Annotated in this window: 16 protein-coding genes; 8 read left to right on the top strand and 8 right to left on the bottom strand. The window is 71.6% G+C overall.

What is annotated here, in order from left to right:
- Positions 1-56 precede the first annotated feature (56 nt).
- The 3 genes from ADL25_RS01645 to ADL25_RS01635 are packed head-to-tail and all read left to right on the top strand — an operon-like array spanning position 57 to position 3,096.
- On the top strand, positions 57-821 hold the full coding sequence (locus ADL25_RS01645; protein WP_059125739.1) for an SDR family oxidoreductase: 765 nt from the start codon (positions 57-59) through the stop codon (positions 819-821).
- Positions 818-2,464 (top strand): class I adenylate-forming enzyme family protein, encoded by a 1,647-nt coding sequence (locus tag ADL25_RS01640; RefSeq protein WP_059125864.1) that lies wholly within the window; start codon positions 818-820, stop codon positions 2,462-2,464. Before ADL25_RS01645 ends, ADL25_RS01640 begins: the two co-directional genes overlap by 4 nt.
- A gap of 38 nt (positions 2,465-2,502) precedes the next feature.
- Positions 2,503-3,096 (top strand): TetR/AcrR family transcriptional regulator, encoded by a 594-nt coding sequence (locus ADL25_RS01635; RefSeq protein WP_059125863.1) that lies wholly within the window; start codon positions 2,503-2,505, stop codon positions 3,094-3,096.
- Positions 3,097-3,152: 56 nt separating this feature from the next.
- On the opposite strand, the gene ADL25_RS01630 is transcribed toward ADL25_RS01635, so the two are convergent.
- From ADL25_RS01630 to ADL25_RS01600, 7 genes are all read right to left on the bottom strand, one after another.
- Complete coding sequence (locus ADL25_RS01630; RefSeq protein WP_059125738.1) at positions 3,153-4,367, bottom strand: acyl-CoA dehydrogenase family protein; 1,215 nt, start codon at positions 4,365-4,367, stop codon at positions 3,153-3,155.
- A gap of 6 nt (positions 4,368-4,373) precedes the next feature.
- A complete protein-coding gene (locus tag ADL25_RS01625) occupies positions 4,374-5,396 on the bottom strand; it encodes a phosphotransferase family protein (RefSeq protein WP_059125737.1) in 1,023 nt (340 codons plus the stop codon).
- 171 nt (positions 5,397-5,567) lie between these two features.
- Positions 5,568-5,867: a hypothetical protein gene (locus ADL25_RS01620; protein WP_059125736.1), complete on the bottom strand. Its 300-nt coding sequence runs from the start codon at positions 5,865-5,867 to the stop codon at positions 5,568-5,570.
- Positions 5,868-5,973: 106 nt separating this feature from the next.
- Positions 5,974-6,297 (bottom strand): DUF202 domain-containing protein, encoded by a 324-nt coding sequence (locus ADL25_RS01615; protein WP_059125735.1) that lies wholly within the window; start codon positions 6,295-6,297, stop codon positions 5,974-5,976.
- Positions 6,294-6,686 (bottom strand): YidH family protein, encoded by a 393-nt coding sequence (locus ADL25_RS01610; protein ID WP_059125734.1) that lies wholly within the window; start codon positions 6,684-6,686, stop codon positions 6,294-6,296. Before ADL25_RS01610 ends, ADL25_RS01615 begins: the two co-directional genes overlap by 4 nt.
- A gap of 61 nt (positions 6,687-6,747) precedes the next feature.
- Entirely contained in the window at positions 6,748-7,266 is a 519-nt protein-coding gene (locus ADL25_RS01605; RefSeq protein WP_059125733.1) for an NUDIX hydrolase, read from the bottom strand.
- Between the two features lie 70 nt (positions 7,267-7,336).
- Complete coding sequence (locus ADL25_RS01600) at positions 7,337-8,230, bottom strand: DMT family transporter (RefSeq protein WP_059125732.1); 894 nt, start codon at positions 8,228-8,230, stop codon at positions 7,337-7,339.
- Between the two features lie 239 nt (positions 8,231-8,469).
- On the opposite strand from ADL25_RS01600, the gene ADL25_RS01595 reads away from it, so the two are divergent.
- From ADL25_RS01595 to ADL25_RS01575, 5 genes are all read left to right on the top strand, one after another.
- The gene (locus ADL25_RS01595; RefSeq protein WP_059125731.1) at positions 8,470-10,125 is read left to right on the top strand and encodes an FAD-binding dehydrogenase; all 1,656 of its coding nucleotides are present in this window, start codon (positions 8,470-8,472) and stop codon (positions 10,123-10,125) included.
- A 200-nt stretch (positions 10,126-10,325) separates the two neighbouring features.
- The gene (locus ADL25_RS01590; RefSeq protein ID WP_059125730.1) at positions 10,326-11,279 is read left to right on the top strand and encodes a hypothetical protein; all 954 of its coding nucleotides are present in this window, start codon (positions 10,326-10,328) and stop codon (positions 11,277-11,279) included.
- A 61-nt stretch (positions 11,280-11,340) separates the two neighbouring features.
- A complete protein-coding gene (locus ADL25_RS01585; RefSeq protein ID WP_059125729.1) occupies positions 11,341-12,891 on the top strand; it encodes an APC family permease in 1,551 nt (516 codons plus the stop codon).
- A gap of 115 nt (positions 12,892-13,006) precedes the next feature.
- Positions 13,007-13,780 carry a molybdopterin-dependent oxidoreductase gene (locus ADL25_RS01580; protein WP_059125728.1) on the top strand — a complete coding sequence of 258 codons (774 nt, stop codon included), beginning with the start codon at positions 13,007-13,009 and terminating at the stop codon, positions 13,778-13,780.
- A complete protein-coding gene (locus tag ADL25_RS01575) occupies positions 13,764-14,387 on the top strand; it encodes a cytochrome b/b6 domain-containing protein (protein ID WP_079050110.1) in 624 nt (207 codons plus the stop codon). The genes ADL25_RS01580 and ADL25_RS01575 overlap by 17 nt, the downstream gene beginning before the upstream one ends.
- 18 nt (positions 14,388-14,405) lie before the next feature.
- Here the strand turns inward: ADL25_RS01575 and ADL25_RS01570 are convergent, their stop codons facing one another.
- Positions 14,406-15,431 carry an L-idonate 5-dehydrogenase gene (locus ADL25_RS01570; RefSeq protein ID WP_059125861.1) on the bottom strand — a complete coding sequence of 342 codons (1,026 nt, stop codon included), beginning with the start codon at positions 15,429-15,431 and terminating at the stop codon, positions 14,406-14,408.
- Positions 15,432-15,440 lie beyond the last annotated feature (9 nt).

Genomic DNA, 15,440 nt, shown 5'->3' with positions numbered 1-15,440 from the left:
CCGACTGGTTAGTCTGACGTGCGCAGAGCCGATTCGCGTCGTGTCGAAGGAGACCGATGGTGGAAGCCGTGCAGGATGCGGGAGTGGTCGTCACCGGAGCGGGAGGTGGCATCGGGGCGGCGCTGGCCCGCCGGTTCGCCGCCGAGGGGGCCCGCGTTGTCGTCAACGACCTGGACGCCGACCGGGCGAAGGCCGTCGCCGGCGAGATCGGCGGCATCGCGGTCCCGGGCGACGCATCCGCGATCGTGGCCGAGGCGCGGGACGCCCTCGGCGGCACGGTGGACGTCTACTGCGCCAACGCGGGGCTCGGCTCCGGCGGCACCGAGGCCGCAGAGGAGGAGGTGTGGGCGAAGGCCTGGGACCTCAATGTCATGGCCCATGTCCGTGCAGCCCGCGCCCTGCTGCCCGACTGGCTGGAGCGGGGCGAGGGCCGGTTCGTCTCCACCGTCTCGGCCGCGGGACTGCTCACCATGATCGGCGCCGCGCCGTACAGCGTCACCAAGCACGGTGCGTTCGCCTTCGCCGAGTGGCTCTCGCTGACCTACCGGCACCGCGGCCTCAAGGTCCACGCGATCTGTCCCCAGGGTGTCCGCACCGACATGCTGACCGCCTCGGGCAGCGCCGGTGAGCTGGTGCTCGCCCCGACCGCGATCGACCCCGAGGACGTCGCCGACGCACTCTTCGAGGGCATCGAGAACAACCGGTTCCTGATCCTCCCGCACCCCGAGGTCGCCGGGTACTACCGGGCGCGCGCCGCCGAGCCGGACCGATGGCTGGCCGGTATGAACCACATCCAGCAGAAGTGGGAGGCCGGCCGATGAGCACGTCGCGATACGCCGCCAAGCCCTGGCTCGACCTGCTCGACGAGGCCCAGCGGGCACCTGTGCGCCCCGCCGACTCCCTGCTGCACGCGCTGCGCGGCGCTCCCGCCGACCGCACCGCCCTGTCCTACTTCGACGGGCGCATCACCTACGCCGAACTGGACGTGCTCACCGACTCCGTCGCCGGGCACCTCGCCGCCCGGGGCCTGGAGCGCGGTGACCGGGTCGCGATCCTGCTGCAGAACTCCCCGCACTTCGTGCTCGCCCTCCTCGGCGCCTGGAAGGCGGGCGCGATCGTCGTGCCCGTCAACCCGATGTACAAGTCGGGCGAGGTCACCCATGTCCTGAAGGACTCCGAGGCGGTCGCCCTGGTGTGCTCCGACCGCGCCTGGGAGTCGTATCTGCGCGAGACGGCCGTCGGCTCGTCCGTCCGGATCGTGCTCACCGCCTGCGAGCTGGATCTGCAGACCCGCGGCGACGCGCGTGTGCTGACCTTCGAGCGGCTGGAGCCGGCCGCCGACGCCGACGACCTGGTCACCGTCGCGGGGCAGGGCGCGAAGGCGCCGCAGCGCCGCGCCCCGGGTCCGTCCGACATCGCACTGATCAGCTACACCTCGGGCACCAGCGGCACCCCCAAGGGCGCCACCAACACGCACGGCAACATCATGTACAACGCCGAGCGGCAGCGGACGGGCCTGGGGCTGCCCGAGGCGCCGGTCTACTTCGCGCTGGCACCCCTGTTCCACATCACCGGCATGGTCTGCGAACTGGTCGCCTGTCTCATCAGCGGGGGCACGCTCGTACTCGCCTACCGCTTCGATCCGGGCGTCGTCCTGGACGCGTTCGCGGAGCACCGGCCCCAGTACACCGTCGGCCCGTCGACCGCCTTCATGGCACTGGCCGCCCACCCGGCCGTGACGCCGGACCACTTCTCCTCCTTCCAGGTCATCTCCTCGGGCGGGGCCCCGCTGCCGCCGGCGCTGGTGGAGAAGTTCCGCGCCGGCTTCGGGCCGTACATCCGCAACGGCTACGGCCTCACCGAGTGCACGGCCCCCTGCGCCTCCGTACCGCCCGGCCGGGAGGCACCCGTGGACCCGGTCTCCGGGACGCTGGCCGTGGGCGTGCCGGGTCCCGACACGGTCGTGCGCATCCTCGACGACCGGGGAGAGGAGTTGCCGTTCGGCGAGCAGGGCGAGATCGTCGTACGAGGGCCGCAGGTCGTGCCCGGTTACTGGCGGCGCGCCGAAGCCACCGCCGAGACGTTTCCGGAGGGCGAGCTGCGCACCGGCGACATCGGATTCATGGACGAGCAGGGCTGGCTGTACGTCGTCGACCGCAAGAAGGACATGATCAACGCCTCCGGCTTCAAGGTGTGGCCGCGCGAGGTGGAGGACGTCCTCTACACGCATCCGGCGGTGCGCGAGGCGGCCGTCGTCGGGGTGCCGGACGGGTACCGCGGGGAGACCGTCAAGGCCTACATCAGCCTCAGGCCGGGCTCCGAGGCGGACCCGGATGCGCTCGCGGCGTACTGCAAGGAGAGACTGGCCGCTTACAAATATCCGCGTCAGGTCGAGATCCTGCCCGAGCTGCCGAAGACGGCGACCGGGAAGATCCTCCGTCGGGAACTTCGTTCCCGCCAGTGAACGAGCCGGCGGACATCACGGAAAGGCAGGTGGCCGCAGTGCCCAGAACGACGGACGGCGACGGCACCCCCGTCCCACAGCGGCTCCTGGCCGCCGCCACCCGGCTTTTCGCCGGCCAGGGGTACGACCGCACGTCCGTGCAGGAGATCGTCGAGGCGGCCGGTGTCACCAAGGGGGCGCTGTACCACTACTTCGGGTCCAAGGACGATCTGCTGCACGAGGTGTACGCACGTGTGCTGCGCGTCCAGCAGGAGCGCCTGGACGCCTTCGCGGACGCCGACGAGCCGGTCGCGAAGCGCCTTCGGGACGCCGCCGCCGACGTCGTCGTCACCACGATCGAGAACCTCGACGACGCGATGATCTTCTTCCGGTCCATGCACCATCTGAGCCCGGAGAAGAACAAGCAGGTGCGCGCCGAGCGACGGCGCTACCACGAGCGCTTCCGTGCGCTGATCGAGGAGGGCCAGAAGGAGGGCGTGTTCTCCGACGCCACGCCCGCCGACCTGGTCGTCGACTACCACTTCGGCTCGGTGCACCATCTGTCGACGTGGTACCGGCCGAACGGCCCGCTCAGCCCCCAGCAGGTCGCCGACCATCTGGCGGATCTGCTGCTGAGGGCGCTGCGGCCGTAGCCGACGGGCACACACGGCTGAGGGCGGACGCCGGGGCGTCCGCCCTCAGCCGTGCGTCACAGGTACTTCTTCAGTTCCCGGCGCGCCAGCGATCGCTGATGCACCTCGTCCGGGCCGTCCGCGATCATCAGGGTGCGCGCGCCCGCGTACAGCTCGGCCAGCGGGAAGTCCTGGCTCACGCCGCCCGCGCCGTGCAGCTGTATCGCTTTGTCGATGATGCCGACGACGGTGCGCGGGGTGGCGATCTTGATGGCCTGGATCTCGGTGTGGGCGCCCCTGTTGCCGACCGTGTCCATCATCCAGGCCGTCTTCAGGACGAGCAGCCGCATCTGCTCGACGGCCACGCGCGCGTCCGCGATCCAGTTGTGCACCACGCCCTGCTGGGCCAGCGCCTTGCCGAACGCCGCGCGGGAGACGGCACGCCTGCACATCAGCTCGATCGCCCGCTCGGCCATGCCGATCAGCCGCATGCAGTGGTGGATACGGCCCGGACCGAGGCGGGCCTGGGCGATGGCGAAGCCGCCGCCCTCCTCGCCGATCAGGTTCGACACCGGCACACGCGCCTGGTCGAAGACCACTTCGGCGTGCCCGCCGTGGTAGTGGTCCTCGTAGCCGAAGACCTGCATCGCCCGCTTGACCGTGACGCCCGGGGTGTCGCGCGGGACCAGCACCATGGACTGCTGACGGCGGATGTCGGGTCCGTCGGGGTTCGTCTTGCCCATCACGATGAAGATCCTGCAGTCCGGGTTCATCGCCCCGGAGATGTACCACTTGCGGCCCGTGACGACGTACTCGTCGCCGTCCCGCTCGATGTGCGTGGTGATGTTCGTGGCGTCCGAGGAGGCCACCTCGGGCTCGGTCATCGCGAACGCCGAGCGGATCTCACCGGCGAGGAGCGGCTCGAGCCACTGCTTCTTCTGCCGCTCGTCGGCGAACTGCGCGAGCACCTCCATGTTGCCCGTGTCGGGCGCGGCGCAGTTCAGCGCGGTGGGCGCCAGCTGCGGGGAGCGGCCGGTGATCTCGGCGAGCGGCGCGTACTGGAGGTTGGTGAGGCCGGCGCCGTACTCGGAGTCGGGCAGGAACAGGTTCCACAGCCCCTGCCTGCGGGCCTCCGCCTTGAGCTCCTCCACGATCGCGGGGGTGTCCCAAGGCGAGGCCAGCCGCTCGCGCTGCTCGTGGGCGACGGCCTCCGCCGGGTAGACGTACTCGTCCATGAAGGCGAGCAGTCTGGCCCTCAGCTCCTCGGTGCGGGCGTCGAATGCGAAGTCCATGGCGGATCAGCCTTCCTGAAGAGTGGTCAGGCCGTGCTCGATGAAGACGGGCACCAGAGCGCCGATACGGTCGAAGCCCGGCCCGACCGTCTGGCCGAGGGTGTAGCGGTAGTGGATGCCCTCGAGGATCACGGCGAGCTTGAACCAGGCGAACGCCGTGTACCAGGAGACGGCGGCGAGGTCCCGCCCCGAGAGCCGGGCGTACCGCTCGATCAGCTCCGCCGGCTCGGGATGGCCGGCGGCCTCGGCGGTGGTGGAGACGGGGGAGTGGGGCGTGCCGAGCGGCACGCTGTACATCACCAGCAGGCCCACGTCGGTCAGCGGGTCGCCGAGCGTGGACATCTCCCAGTCCAGGATGGCGGTGATCCGGTCGTCGTCGCCGAGCAGCACGTTGTCCAGGCGGTAGTCGCCGTGGATCACCGTGGCCGCGGGGGAGTCGGGCAGTTCGCGGCCGAGTGCCGCGTGCAGCTCGTCGATGCCGGGCAGCTCGCGGTTGCGGGAGGCGTCCAGCTGCTTCCCCCAGCGCCGCAGCTGACGGTCCAGGAACCCTTCCGGGCGGCCGAAGTCCGCGAGGCCCACCCCGGCCGGGTCCACGGCGTGCAGCTCGACGAGCGTGTCCACCAGGCCCAGCACCGCCTCCCGGGTGCGCTGCGGGCCGATCGGCTCCAGTTGCCCCGCGGTGCGGTACGGGGTGCCCTCGACGAAGTCCATCACGTAGAAGGGGGCGCCCAGTACCGACTCGTCCTCGCACAGCAGGATGGGGCGGGGCACCGGCACGGCGGTCGGGTGCAGCGCGCTGATCACCCGGTGCTCGCGCTTCATGTCGTGCGCCGTGGCCAGGACGTGCCCGAGCGGGGGGCGCCGTACGACCCACCGGGAGGTACCGTCCGAGACGGCATAGGTGAGGTTCGACCGCCCGCCCTCGATCAGCCGCCCCGTCAGCGGGCCGGTGACCAGTCCGGGCCGCTCGGCGTCGAGCAGGCCGCTCAACCGGTCGAGATCGAGACCCGGCGGGTGGTCTGGGCTCATCGTTGCTCCTCCATGCGCGGCGAACAGGACCTGAATCATGATGCCGACCGGTCGGTATGTCGTCCAGTGCGCGAAGCAAACGTGATCGGCGCCACGGTGTCATGGTGGCGCCGGAGGGTTCCCGCTGTCACGGCCCCCCGCGCTGCCGCGGCGGGTGGCGGCGGGCTGGGGTCAGTGGTCGTCCCAGTGCCCCTCGTGCCCGGCGTGCCGGTGGCCGTCGTGCAGGTAGTCGACGTGGTCGCCGTGCTGGACCGGGCGATGGCCGCAGCCCTCGCCGTGCCGGTGCTCGTGGTCGCCGGCGTGGGTGACATGGCCGCCCGGCTCGCACTCGTCCCAGTGGCCGCCGTGCTCGCGGTGCAGATGGCCGTCGTGCGCGTAGTCGACGTGGTCCCCGTGCGGTACGGCCTCGTGGCCGCAGGCCGGGCCGTGGCTGTGATCGTGTCCGGAGTGTTCCCGGTGGAGGGTGCTCATGGTGCTCGCCTTCGCAGGAGGTTGTGCGTGATGGCTCAGGCTAACGGGACAAAGTGGCGCATTTCCGTCTCATTCGAGGCGTGTGCGTCTAGGTGCCCCGAGCGCGTCAGAACAGCAGTGCCACCGCGCACACGGCGAGCGCGATCGTGCACAGGGTCGCGCCGGCGGCGTGGCGCGCCGTGAGACGGGGCGGATGACCCGGGGCGGCCGTCGCCAGGGCGTGAATGCGCAGGTGGGCGAGGGCCAGAAAGCCGAGCCAGAGCAGACTGCTGACGGCGACGGCGGTGAGGCCGACCCCCTTCCCGGTGTGCAGTGCCGCCTTCGCGGCCAGCACGGCGGCCACGGTGCCCGACAGGGTGGTGCGCCGCCAGGCGAGCCGGGTCCGCTCCGGCTGGAGACCCGGGTCGCGGTCCCCGGCCGGGGTGCTCATCCTTCCCAGCCGACGAGGACGACCACGACCATCACCACGGCGACCACGGCGATCACGACGCTCAGCAGCGCCGGGAAACGGGACGTGGGAAGGTCCTCGCCACGCCGCATCGCCCGCTCGCAGCGCACCCAGTGGTTGATGGCGCGCAGTGAGCACAGGACCCCCGCGCCCAGCAGCGCGAGGGCGAGCCCGACGCGCCAGGCCCAGCGCAGATCCGGCAGGAACTGGTCCACGGCGAAGCCACCGCCGATGAGCGCCAGGGCGGTGCGCAACCAGGCGAGAAAGGTGCGCTCGTTGGCCAGCGAGAATCGATAGTCGGGCGTACGGCCTTCCTCCCGGACCTCCTGAGGTGCGAACCACAGCCGGACGTTCCGTACGAATTCGCTCACGTGGAGGACCCTACCGGGCCGTGCGCGGACCTCGCGCGGGGCCCGGAGGCGGGACGGCGGATCAGTCCCCGGTGCTCCGGTGCGCCTTGAGCCGTTGGTAGGCGGCGAGCCCGTCCGGGACCCACTCCCACTCGGACAGGCGGCGCTCCACCTCGTCCTCGGGGAGGAAGGCGTGCCAGGCGACCTCCTCGACCTGCGGGCTGACGCGCAGGTCGCAGCGGACCTGGTAGACCGACGACCACCAGGACCGGCCGGCGCCGCCGTCGTACAGGAACTTCAGGACCGGTTCGGGCCGGGGCAGACCGCTGACGCCGAGTTCCTCCTCCGCCTCGCGCAGGGCGGCGTCGTCGTAGCTCTCCCCCGCGCCGACGACCCCGCCGACGAACATGTCGTACAGGGACGGGAAGACCAGCTTGGTGGGGGTGCGGCGGTGCACGAAGAGGCGGCCCTCGGCGTCCCGGGCCTGGATGAACACGCACCGATGACGCAGTCCGCGCGCATACGCCTCCCCGCGCGGCGACTGCCCGATGACCCGGTCGTTCTCGTCCACGATGTCGAGGAGTTCGTCAGCGGCACTCATGGGCCCATCCAAGCAGCCCGCGTCCTGTGGGGCGCCGCCGGCGACCGGTCGCGGGACCTGTGCCCGCTCGTTACCGCGGCTGCAGGTCCTTCTCCCGCTCCGGCTCTCCGAGCCCTCGCGGCAGGGCCGGGTGAAGGCCGAGCAGCACGATGCCGAAGACAATCGCCCCGAGTCCGGCCGCCTCCCAGGCCAGTGCCCCCGTATCGGTGTGCAGCCGGTCCCCGAGGAAGCCCACCCCGCACAGGATTCCGGCCAGCGGCTGAGCGGCGGTGAGCGCCGGCAGCGACATCCGCAGCGGCGCCGTCTCGAACGCGCTCTGCACCAGGATCAGCCCCGTCACCCCGAGCACCAGCACGCCGTAGGGCTGCCAGCCCGTGATGAACTCGGTCCAGCCGCCCTCGGTGAGCCGCTGCCCGCTGACCCGGGTGAGCGCGTCCTGCACCCCGTAGAGCAGTCCGGCCGCGAGTCCCAGCAGTACGGGCCCGATGATCAGCCGCGACTTCTTCGCATACGTCGTCAGGACGAGTGCGACGCCCACCACCACACCGATGATCAGCCAGTGCCGCACAGGATCCGTGACCGCGTTGCCCCCCTCGGGCTGACCGGCCACGATGAACGCGGAGACACCGCCGGCCAGCAGCAGAAGGCCGGACCAGCCCTGGCGGCCGAGGGGCTGCTTGGTCTGCCGGCGGGACTCCGCCAGGGCGAACAGCAGGTTCGTGGCCACCAGCGGCTCGACCAGGGAGATCTCCCCGTGGGCCAGTGCGACGGCGCTGAGGATCATGCCGGCCACCATCAGGCCGATGCCGCCGAGCCAGCGCGGCATCTTCATCAGGTCCAGCAGCAGCCGCGGCGAGAGGAAGTCGCTCAACGGCGCCTGCTGGGCGGCGCTCTGCTGCAGCACGAACCCGGTGCCCAGGCAGAATGCGGCGCTCACGGCGAGAGCCAGAACCAGTACCGACACGCTTTACCTCGATGATTCGGCGGAGTCACGGGAGGCGTATCACGCCGACTGTAGCGCTCGTCGCTGTGCCCTGCCCGCGCTTGGCCACTTCTCCTCGTCGGGCCCCGTCCGCGAAGCCGCCGGTCGGGGCCGCACCGGGTACCCGTCGTCAGCCGGTTGACTCGCTCACCCATCTGGCCAAGGATCTGGCGCGTCAGCAACAACGTACCGACCGGTAGTCACCGTGAGAGGACGGGCGCATGGCCTACGACGCTGATGTCATCGTGATCGGGGCAGGCCTCGCCGGGCTCGCGGCCACCGCGGAACTGGTGGACGCCGGCCGGAAGGTGATCCTCCTCGACCAGGAGCCGGAGCAGTCGATGGGCGGCCAGGCGTTCTGGTCGTTCGGCGGTCTCTTCTTCGTCGACTCCCCGGAGCAGCGCCGCCTGAGGATCAGGGACAGCCACGCCCTCGCCCTCCAGGACTGGATGGGCACGGCCGCCTTCGACCGCCCCGAGGACCACTGGCCGCGCAAGTGGGCCGAGGCGTACGTCGACTTCGCGGCCGGTGAGAAGCGGGCCTGGTTGCACGGCCAGGGCATGCGCTTCTTCCCGGTCGTCGGCTGGGCCGAACGCGGCGGCTACGAGGCCACCGGGCACGGCAACTCCGTGCCCCGCTTCCACATCACCTGGGGGACCGGTCCGGGTGTGATCGAACCCTTCGTGCGGCGGGTACGGGCGGGGGTCGCGCGCGGACTGGTCGAACCGAAGTTCCGGCACCGGGTCACCGGCCTCGCGCGCAGTGCCGGTGACGTCGACACCGTCAGCGGCGAGGTCCTGGAGCCGTCGGAGGTGGAGCGGGGCAAGGCCAGCAGCCGCACCGTCACCGGCGCCTTCGAGTACCGCGCCCAGGCGGTGATCGTCACCAGTGGCGGCATCGGCGGCAATCACGAGCTGGTGCGCGCCAACTGGCCGGAGCGTCTCGGCACCCCGCCGGAGCGCATGGTCTCCGGTGTGCCCGCGCATGTCGACGGGAAGCTGCTCGGGATCGCCGAGAAGGCCGGTGCCCGGCTGATCAACCGCGACCGCATGTGGCACTACACCGAGGGCCTGCACAACTGGAGTCCCGTCTGGGAGAACCACGGGATCCGCATCCTGCCGGGCCCCTCCTCCCTCTGGCTCGACGCCCGCGGCCGGCGTCTGCCGGTGCCGCTCTTCCCCGGTTTCGACACCCTCGGCACGCTCGAGCACATCATGAGGACCGGATACGAATACACGTGGTTCGTGCTCGACCAGAAGATCATCGGCAAGGAGTTCGCGCTCTCCGGCTCCGAGCAGAACCCCGACCTCACCGGCAAGTCGGTCAGGGACGTGATCGGGCGGGCCCGCGCGGACGTGCCGGGGCCGGTCAAGGCGTTCATGGACAACGGCGCCGACTTCGTCGTCGAGAAGGACCTGGGGGCGCTGGTGCGCGGCATGAACGCGCTCTCCGGGGAGCCGCTCATCGACGAGAACGCACTGCGCCGCGAGATCGTCGCGCGCGACCGGGAGATCGTGAACCCCTTCACCAAGGACCTCCAGGTGACGGCGATACGCGGCGCCCGCAGGTTCATCGGCGACCGGCTGATCCGTACGGCCGCGCCGCACCGCATCCTCGATCCCAAGGCGGGCCCGCTGATCGCGGTTCGTCTGAACATCCTGACCCGCAAGACGCTCGGCGGGCTGGAGACCGACCTCTCCTCGCGGGTGCTGACCGAGGGCGGTGATCCGCTGGCGGGTGTGTACGCGGCCGGGGAGGCGGCTGGCTTCGGCGGCGGCGGGGTGCACGGCTACCGCTCCCTCGAGGGCACGTTCCTCGGCGGCTGCCTGTTCTCGGGCCGTACCGCAGGCCGGGCGGCGGCCAAGGCGGTCGGATAGCAGGCGGCCTTCGCGGCGAGGCCGGAGGCGGCGCCCGGCGTGGTGCCGCCCCCGCACCTGCCGGGCCGTCAACCCGCGTGACCTTTCGGTCAGTTGGTGTCTGGATCGGTGCCGGTTCACCCTTGACGCAAACCATTGGCGCGGGGTTTACTGCGCGTGATTGAGCCTTGACGAGCCGCGTTCTGTGAGGAATTCCCGCGGTGCCACCCCCACCTCCACCGTCGTTCGGCCGCGGCCGGAAGCGCGCCGCCCATGCCTTCGACGCCGCGCTCGACGACACCGAACTCGTCACCGCGCGGGCCTCCCTCGCACGGGGGCGATGGGCTGCGGTCCGCTCCCTGCTCGCCGTCACCGGTGACGACTGGGACCGTCGCGGCCATCGCGTCACCGTGCTCGCCCAGGAGCCCACCGCCCTCGGCTGGGCGCGCGAGTGGCAACTCGCCGAACCGGACTCGTCCTGCGCGTCCGCCCTCGCCGCCCATGCCCTGGTGTACCGGGCGCTGGACGGCAGGGAACGCCCCGACGCGGCACGCGAGGCCTGTCTGGCGGCGGCCGCGCTGGCCCCGCAGGACCCGACGCCCTGGCTCGGCCGGCTGATCCTCGAACGTTCGCTCGGCACCGAGGACGAGGTGGTCCGCCTCTTCGACGAGGTCCGCGCACGCTACCCGGACCATCATCACGCGCACCATCTGATGATCGCCCGGCTCGCCGAACGCCGGGCCGACGCCGGTCAGGACCCGCTGCACGAGGTGTACGACTTCGCCAATTGGGCCGCCGAACAGGCCCCCGCCGACTCGCCGCTCGCCATCCTTCCGGTCGTCGCGCACGCCGAGCGGTACCGCGTGCTCGCCGCCGCAGGCATCGAGTCCGCCGATCCCGCCGCCTCGGGGCACTGGGTGGGGCGGCGGGCCCGGCAGGTGATGAAGGCCGCGTTCGACTGGTGGCTGGAGTGGGAGCGCGAGGATCACCCGCGTCGTCATGTCGACCTCAACTTCCTGGCCCACGCCAAGTACTGCGAGGGACGGGGCGCCGAGGCCGCGGCCCTCTTCCACCGCATCGGACCGTATGCGACCCCCGCGCCGTGGTCGTATCCGGACCGCGACCCGTATCCGGCCTTCCGTACCGCATGCGCATGGGCGCTCGGTGCGGTGTGACGGCCCCCCGCCGGAACGATCCGAAAGTCCCGCTCACCCGACCCGAAAGGACAACCGCGAGATGACGACCGGCAGTTCGAGCACGAGCAGACCGGCCGCCGCCGACGGCGGCGCCATCAGCACCTTCAAGGGGCGGGAGCGCGCGCTGCGTGCCGACCGGCTCGGCACGGCGGGACTGCTGCTGTCGGTGCTGGCGGCGACCGCGCCCCTCATGGTGGTCGCGGGTGTCATGCCCACCACATTCGGCGTGATGGGCATCGTCGGCCTGCCGCTGCTCTTCGTGATCCTCGGCGTGGTGCTGGCCCTGTTCTCCTTCGGCTACGCGGAGATGAGCCGTCACGTCCACAACGCGGGCGCCTTCTACGCCTACATCTCCCGCGGTCTCGGCGGCACGGCCGGCGCGGCCGCGGCCGCGGTCGCCCTCGTCGCCTACAGCACCCTGCAGTTCGGGATCTACGGCATCTTCGGCTTCGAGGTCTCCGGACTGTTCGGCACCTATCTGGATCTCCAGGTCGCCTGGTGGATACCGGCGCTGGCCGCCGTCCTCGTCGTCGGTGCGCTGGGCCTGCTGAAGATCGACGTCAACGCGCGTGTGCTCGGCGTGCTGCTGCTGATCGAGGTCGCACTCGTCGTCATCTTCGACGTGGCGGCCGTGGGCGACCCCGCCAGGGAAGGCCTGTCGCTGCATGCCTTCAACCCGGACACGCTCACCGGCGCCGGCGTCGGTACCGCGCTGTGCTTCTGCATCGCCGCCTTCACCGGCTTCGAGCAGGCGCCCGTCTACGCCGAGGAGACCAGCCGCCCGCACGTCCTGGTGCCCCGAGTGATGTTCCTCGCGATCGGCTTCGTCTCCGTCTTCTTCGCCGTCAGCTCCTGGGCGCTGACGATCGCCGCGGGGCCCTCCGCGATCGTCCCGGCCGCACAGAAGCAGAGCGCCGGCCTGCTGTTCTGGCTGACCGAGTCCCGCCTCGGCCACTCCTTCACCGATGTGCTGCACGTACTGTTCGTGACCGGCATGTTCGCCGCGCTGCTCAGCTTCCACAACGTCGTCGCCCGGTACGCCTTCGCCATGGGCCGCGAGAGCCTGCTGCCGGCCGTCTTCGGGCGTACGACGGGCACGAGCGGGGCCCCGGGCACGGGGTCGCTGCTGCAGAGCGTGGTGTCCGCGGTGGCCGTGATCGCCTTCGCCGTGGCCGACGACAAGCCGACCGGCGATCCGACCGCGCCGGTGCTGCACCTGTTCACCTGGTTCGGCAGTGTCGGCGCGCTCGGTGTCACCCTGCTGATGGTGGGCGCCTCCGCCTCGGTGATCGTCTTCTTCGCGCGCCGCGGATCCGCGGGCGCCCAGGCCTGGCGGCTCGTCACCTCGGCGGTGGCCGGTCTGGCGCTGCTGGTGATCGTCGGCTACACGGTCAAGGACTTCGACGTCCTGGTCGGCAGCGGTCCGGACTCCGTGCTCGCCTGGCTGCTCCCGTCGATCATCGGCATGGCCCTCGTGGTCGGCCTCGTCCACGGCCTGCTGATGCGCTCCCGCAGACCGCAGGCGCACGCCCGCATCGGCCTCGGCAACGAGGCGTTCCAGCTGGACAAGGCGGCGGAGTCGGCGAACTGACCCGGACACGGGCCACGACCCGGTTCATGAGAAGCGGGTAAGAAGAGATGACGGAATTCTGACGTGCACCCGGCCCCCCTGGCCTGAAGGGGGTGCCGGGTGTTCGAATCGTTGTGTGAACTCTGAACGACCCGAAGAGAGGGACGCCCCGGAGCCCGCCGAGCCGGCGGCGCCGGACGGCCGTGCGGACGGCAGTCCCATCGGCCGCCGGGTCCTGCTGGGCACCCTGGGGCTCGGCGCGCTCGGTGTGGTCGCCGCACCCACGCTCCAGCGCGGCCTGGAAGCCTTCCTCGGCGGCGTCTCCGGAAAGGACCCGACGGGCCTGACCGGACTGCTGCCCAACGGCGGCGGCTTCCGCTACTACTCGGTGACGGCCTCCGTCCCGCGCAAGGACGACACGAACTACCGGCTCACTGTCGACGGCATGGTCGACCGTCCGGCGTCGTACACGCTCGCCGACCTGCGCGCCCTGCCGCAGACCCGGCTCGTGCACGACGTCCAGTGCGTCACGGGCTGGCGGGTGCCGAAGACACCCTTCGAGGGGGTACGGCTGTCCACGCTGCTGGACGCCGCTGGCGTCGATCCGTCCGCCGGCGCGGTCCGCTTCACCTGCTTCGACGGGGCGTACACCGAGAGCCTCACCCTCGACCAGGCACGCCGCAGCGATGTCCTGGTCGCCCTGAAGATGCAGGACAAGCCGGTCGGTCACAACCACGGCGGCCCGGTGCGCCTGTATGTCGCGCCCATGTACTTCTACAAATCGGCCAAGTGGCTCTCCGGCATCACCGTGACCCGCGCAGTGCGCCCCGGTTACTGGGAGGAGCGCGGGTACGACGTGGACGCGTGGGTCGGCCGGTCGAACGGGCGGGACGATGCACCCACCGGTTGAGGCTCCGGCCCGGTCCACGCGGGTGCGCCGCTTCAGCCGCGGCGAGAAGTGGGTGCACCGCGCGGCGGCCGCGCTGATGGGCGTGTGTGTGGCGACGGCGGCCTGCCTGTACATCCCGGCGCTCGCGGAACTGGTGGGCCGCCGCGAACTGGTGGTGAGGATCCACGAGTGGGCGGGCCTGCTGCTGCCCGTCCCGGTCCTGGCGGGTTCGGTCTCCCGGGCCTTCCGCAAGGACCTCGGCCACCTCAACCGCTGGGGTCCGCACGACCGGATCTGGCTGCGCGCTGTGCTGCGCCGGGACCACCGCCGTGCATCGCGTCCCGCGGCCAAGTTCAACGCGGGGCAGAAGACGTACGCGGCCTGGATCGCGGGCGCCACACTGGTGATGCTCGGCACGGGCCTGCTCATGTGGTTCACGCGCCTCACCCCGCTGATGTGGCGCAGCTCCGCGACCTTCGTCCACGACTGGCTCGCCCTGACCGTCGGCGTGGTCCTCGCCGGGCACATCGGCATGGCCCTCGGCGACCCGGAGGCGCGCAGGGGCCTGAGAACAGGAGAGGTCAGCAGGGAGTGGGCGGAGCGGGAGCACCCCCTGTGGCGGCCGTGACCGGCACGGGGGCCGGGGTCAGGAGCCGAAGTCCAGCAGCACCTTGCAGGACCGGCTCCGGTCGGCCGCCAGGGAGAACGCCGACTCGGCCTCGGCGACCGGCACCACCGCGCTGACCAGGGCGTCGAAGGCCGGTTCCGCCGCCAGCAGCTCGAGCGCGCCGTCGAACTCCGTATCGAAGCGGAACGCCCCGCGCAGTTCGAGCTCCCGGCTCACCACCAGGTTCCCCGCGAACGGACTCCGGCCGGACGGCAGCATGCCGAGCTGCACCACGACCCCGCCCCGCCGCACCAGCCGCAGACAGGTGTCGAGTCCGGCGGCGACCCCGGAGGCCTCGACGGCCACGTCGACTTCGGCCGGCCACCCGGAGTCGCCGGGGTCGTCCGCCCGTACAAGCGTTCCGGCGCCCGCCGCCGCGGCGAACCGCAGTGCCCGGGGCAGCAGATCGGTGACGGTGACCTCCGCCGCGCCCGCCGCCTTCGCGGCGGCCACCACCAGGCAGCCGATCGGTCCGGCGCCCGCCACCAGCACATGCCGTCCCGCCACCGGACCGGCCCGCCGTACCGCGTGCATCGCCACGGCCAGCGGTTCCGCGAGTGCCGCCCGGCGCAATCCGAGGCCCGCCGGAACCTTTCTCAACTGGCCGGCGGGCACCGCCACCCGGGCCGCGAACCCGCCCTGGACGTGCGGGAATCGGGCCGCGCTGCCGAGATAGCGGGTGTCCCGGCACACGTTCCGGCGGCCGTTCGCGCACTCCGGACACACTCCGCAGGGCGTGGCCGGATGCACCGCGACGGCGCTCCCGGCGGCCGGGCCCGACGCCTGCGGGCCGTAGGAGACGACCGTGCCCACCACCTCGTGTCCGAGCAGCATCGGCTCCCTGAGCCGGAAGTCCCCGACCCCGCCGTGCCGCCAGTAGTGGAGGTCCGAGCCGCACACACCGCCGAAGCGGACGGCGACCAGCGCCTGCCCGGGGCCGGGTTCCGGGACGGGCAGCTCGTCCACGCGGAGGTCGCCCCGACCGTGGATCACACAACCGAGCATCTCCCGGCC

This window comes from Streptomyces sp. NRRL F-5122, assembly GCF_001507435.1.
In the GTDB taxonomy this organism is placed as follows: Bacteria; Actinomycetota; Actinomycetes; order Streptomycetales; family Streptomycetaceae; genus Streptomyces; species Streptomyces lannensis.
The sequence above is the reverse complement of the archived record's forward strand: the minus strand, read 5'-3'. Positions and strand labels throughout refer to the sequence as shown.

Coding starts and splice junctions, on each gene's coding strand:
- ADL25_RS01625 (WP_059125737.1), bottom strand. CDS start 5,396: ATGAGCCCAGACCACCCGCCGGGTCTCGATCTCGACCGGTTGAGCGGC.
- ADL25_RS01630 (WP_059125738.1), bottom strand. CDS start 4,367: ATGGACTTCGCATTCGACGCCCGCACCGAGGAGCTGAGGGCCAGACTG.
- ADL25_RS01645 (WP_059125739.1), top strand. CDS start 57: ATGGTGGAAGCCGTGCAGGATGCGGGAGTGGTCGTCACCGGAGCGGGA.
- ADL25_RS01585 (WP_059125729.1), top strand. CDS start 11,341: ATGACGACCGGCAGTTCGAGCACGAGCAGACCGGCCGCCGCCGACGGC.
- ADL25_RS01595 (WP_059125731.1), top strand. CDS start 8,470: ATGGCCTACGACGCTGATGTCATCGTGATCGGGGCAGGCCTCGCCGGG.
- ADL25_RS01615 (WP_059125735.1), bottom strand. CDS start 6,297: ATGAGCACCCCGGCCGGGGACCGCGACCCGGGTCTCCAGCCGGAGCGG.
- ADL25_RS01605 (WP_059125733.1), bottom strand. CDS start 7,266: ATGAGTGCCGCTGACGAACTCCTCGACATCGTGGACGAGAACGACCGG.
- ADL25_RS01575 (WP_079050110.1), top strand. CDS start 13,764: ATGCACCCACCGGTTGAGGCTCCGGCCCGGTCCACGCGGGTGCGCCGC.
- ADL25_RS01620 (WP_059125736.1), bottom strand. CDS start 5,867: ATGAGCACCCTCCACCGGGAACACTCCGGACACGATCACAGCCACGGC.
- ADL25_RS01570 (WP_059125861.1), bottom strand. CDS start 15,431: ATGCTCGGTTGTGTGATCCACGGTCGGGGCGACCTCCGCGTGGACGAG.
- ADL25_RS01640 (WP_059125864.1), top strand. CDS start 818: ATGAGCACGTCGCGATACGCCGCCAAGCCCTGGCTCGACCTGCTCGAC.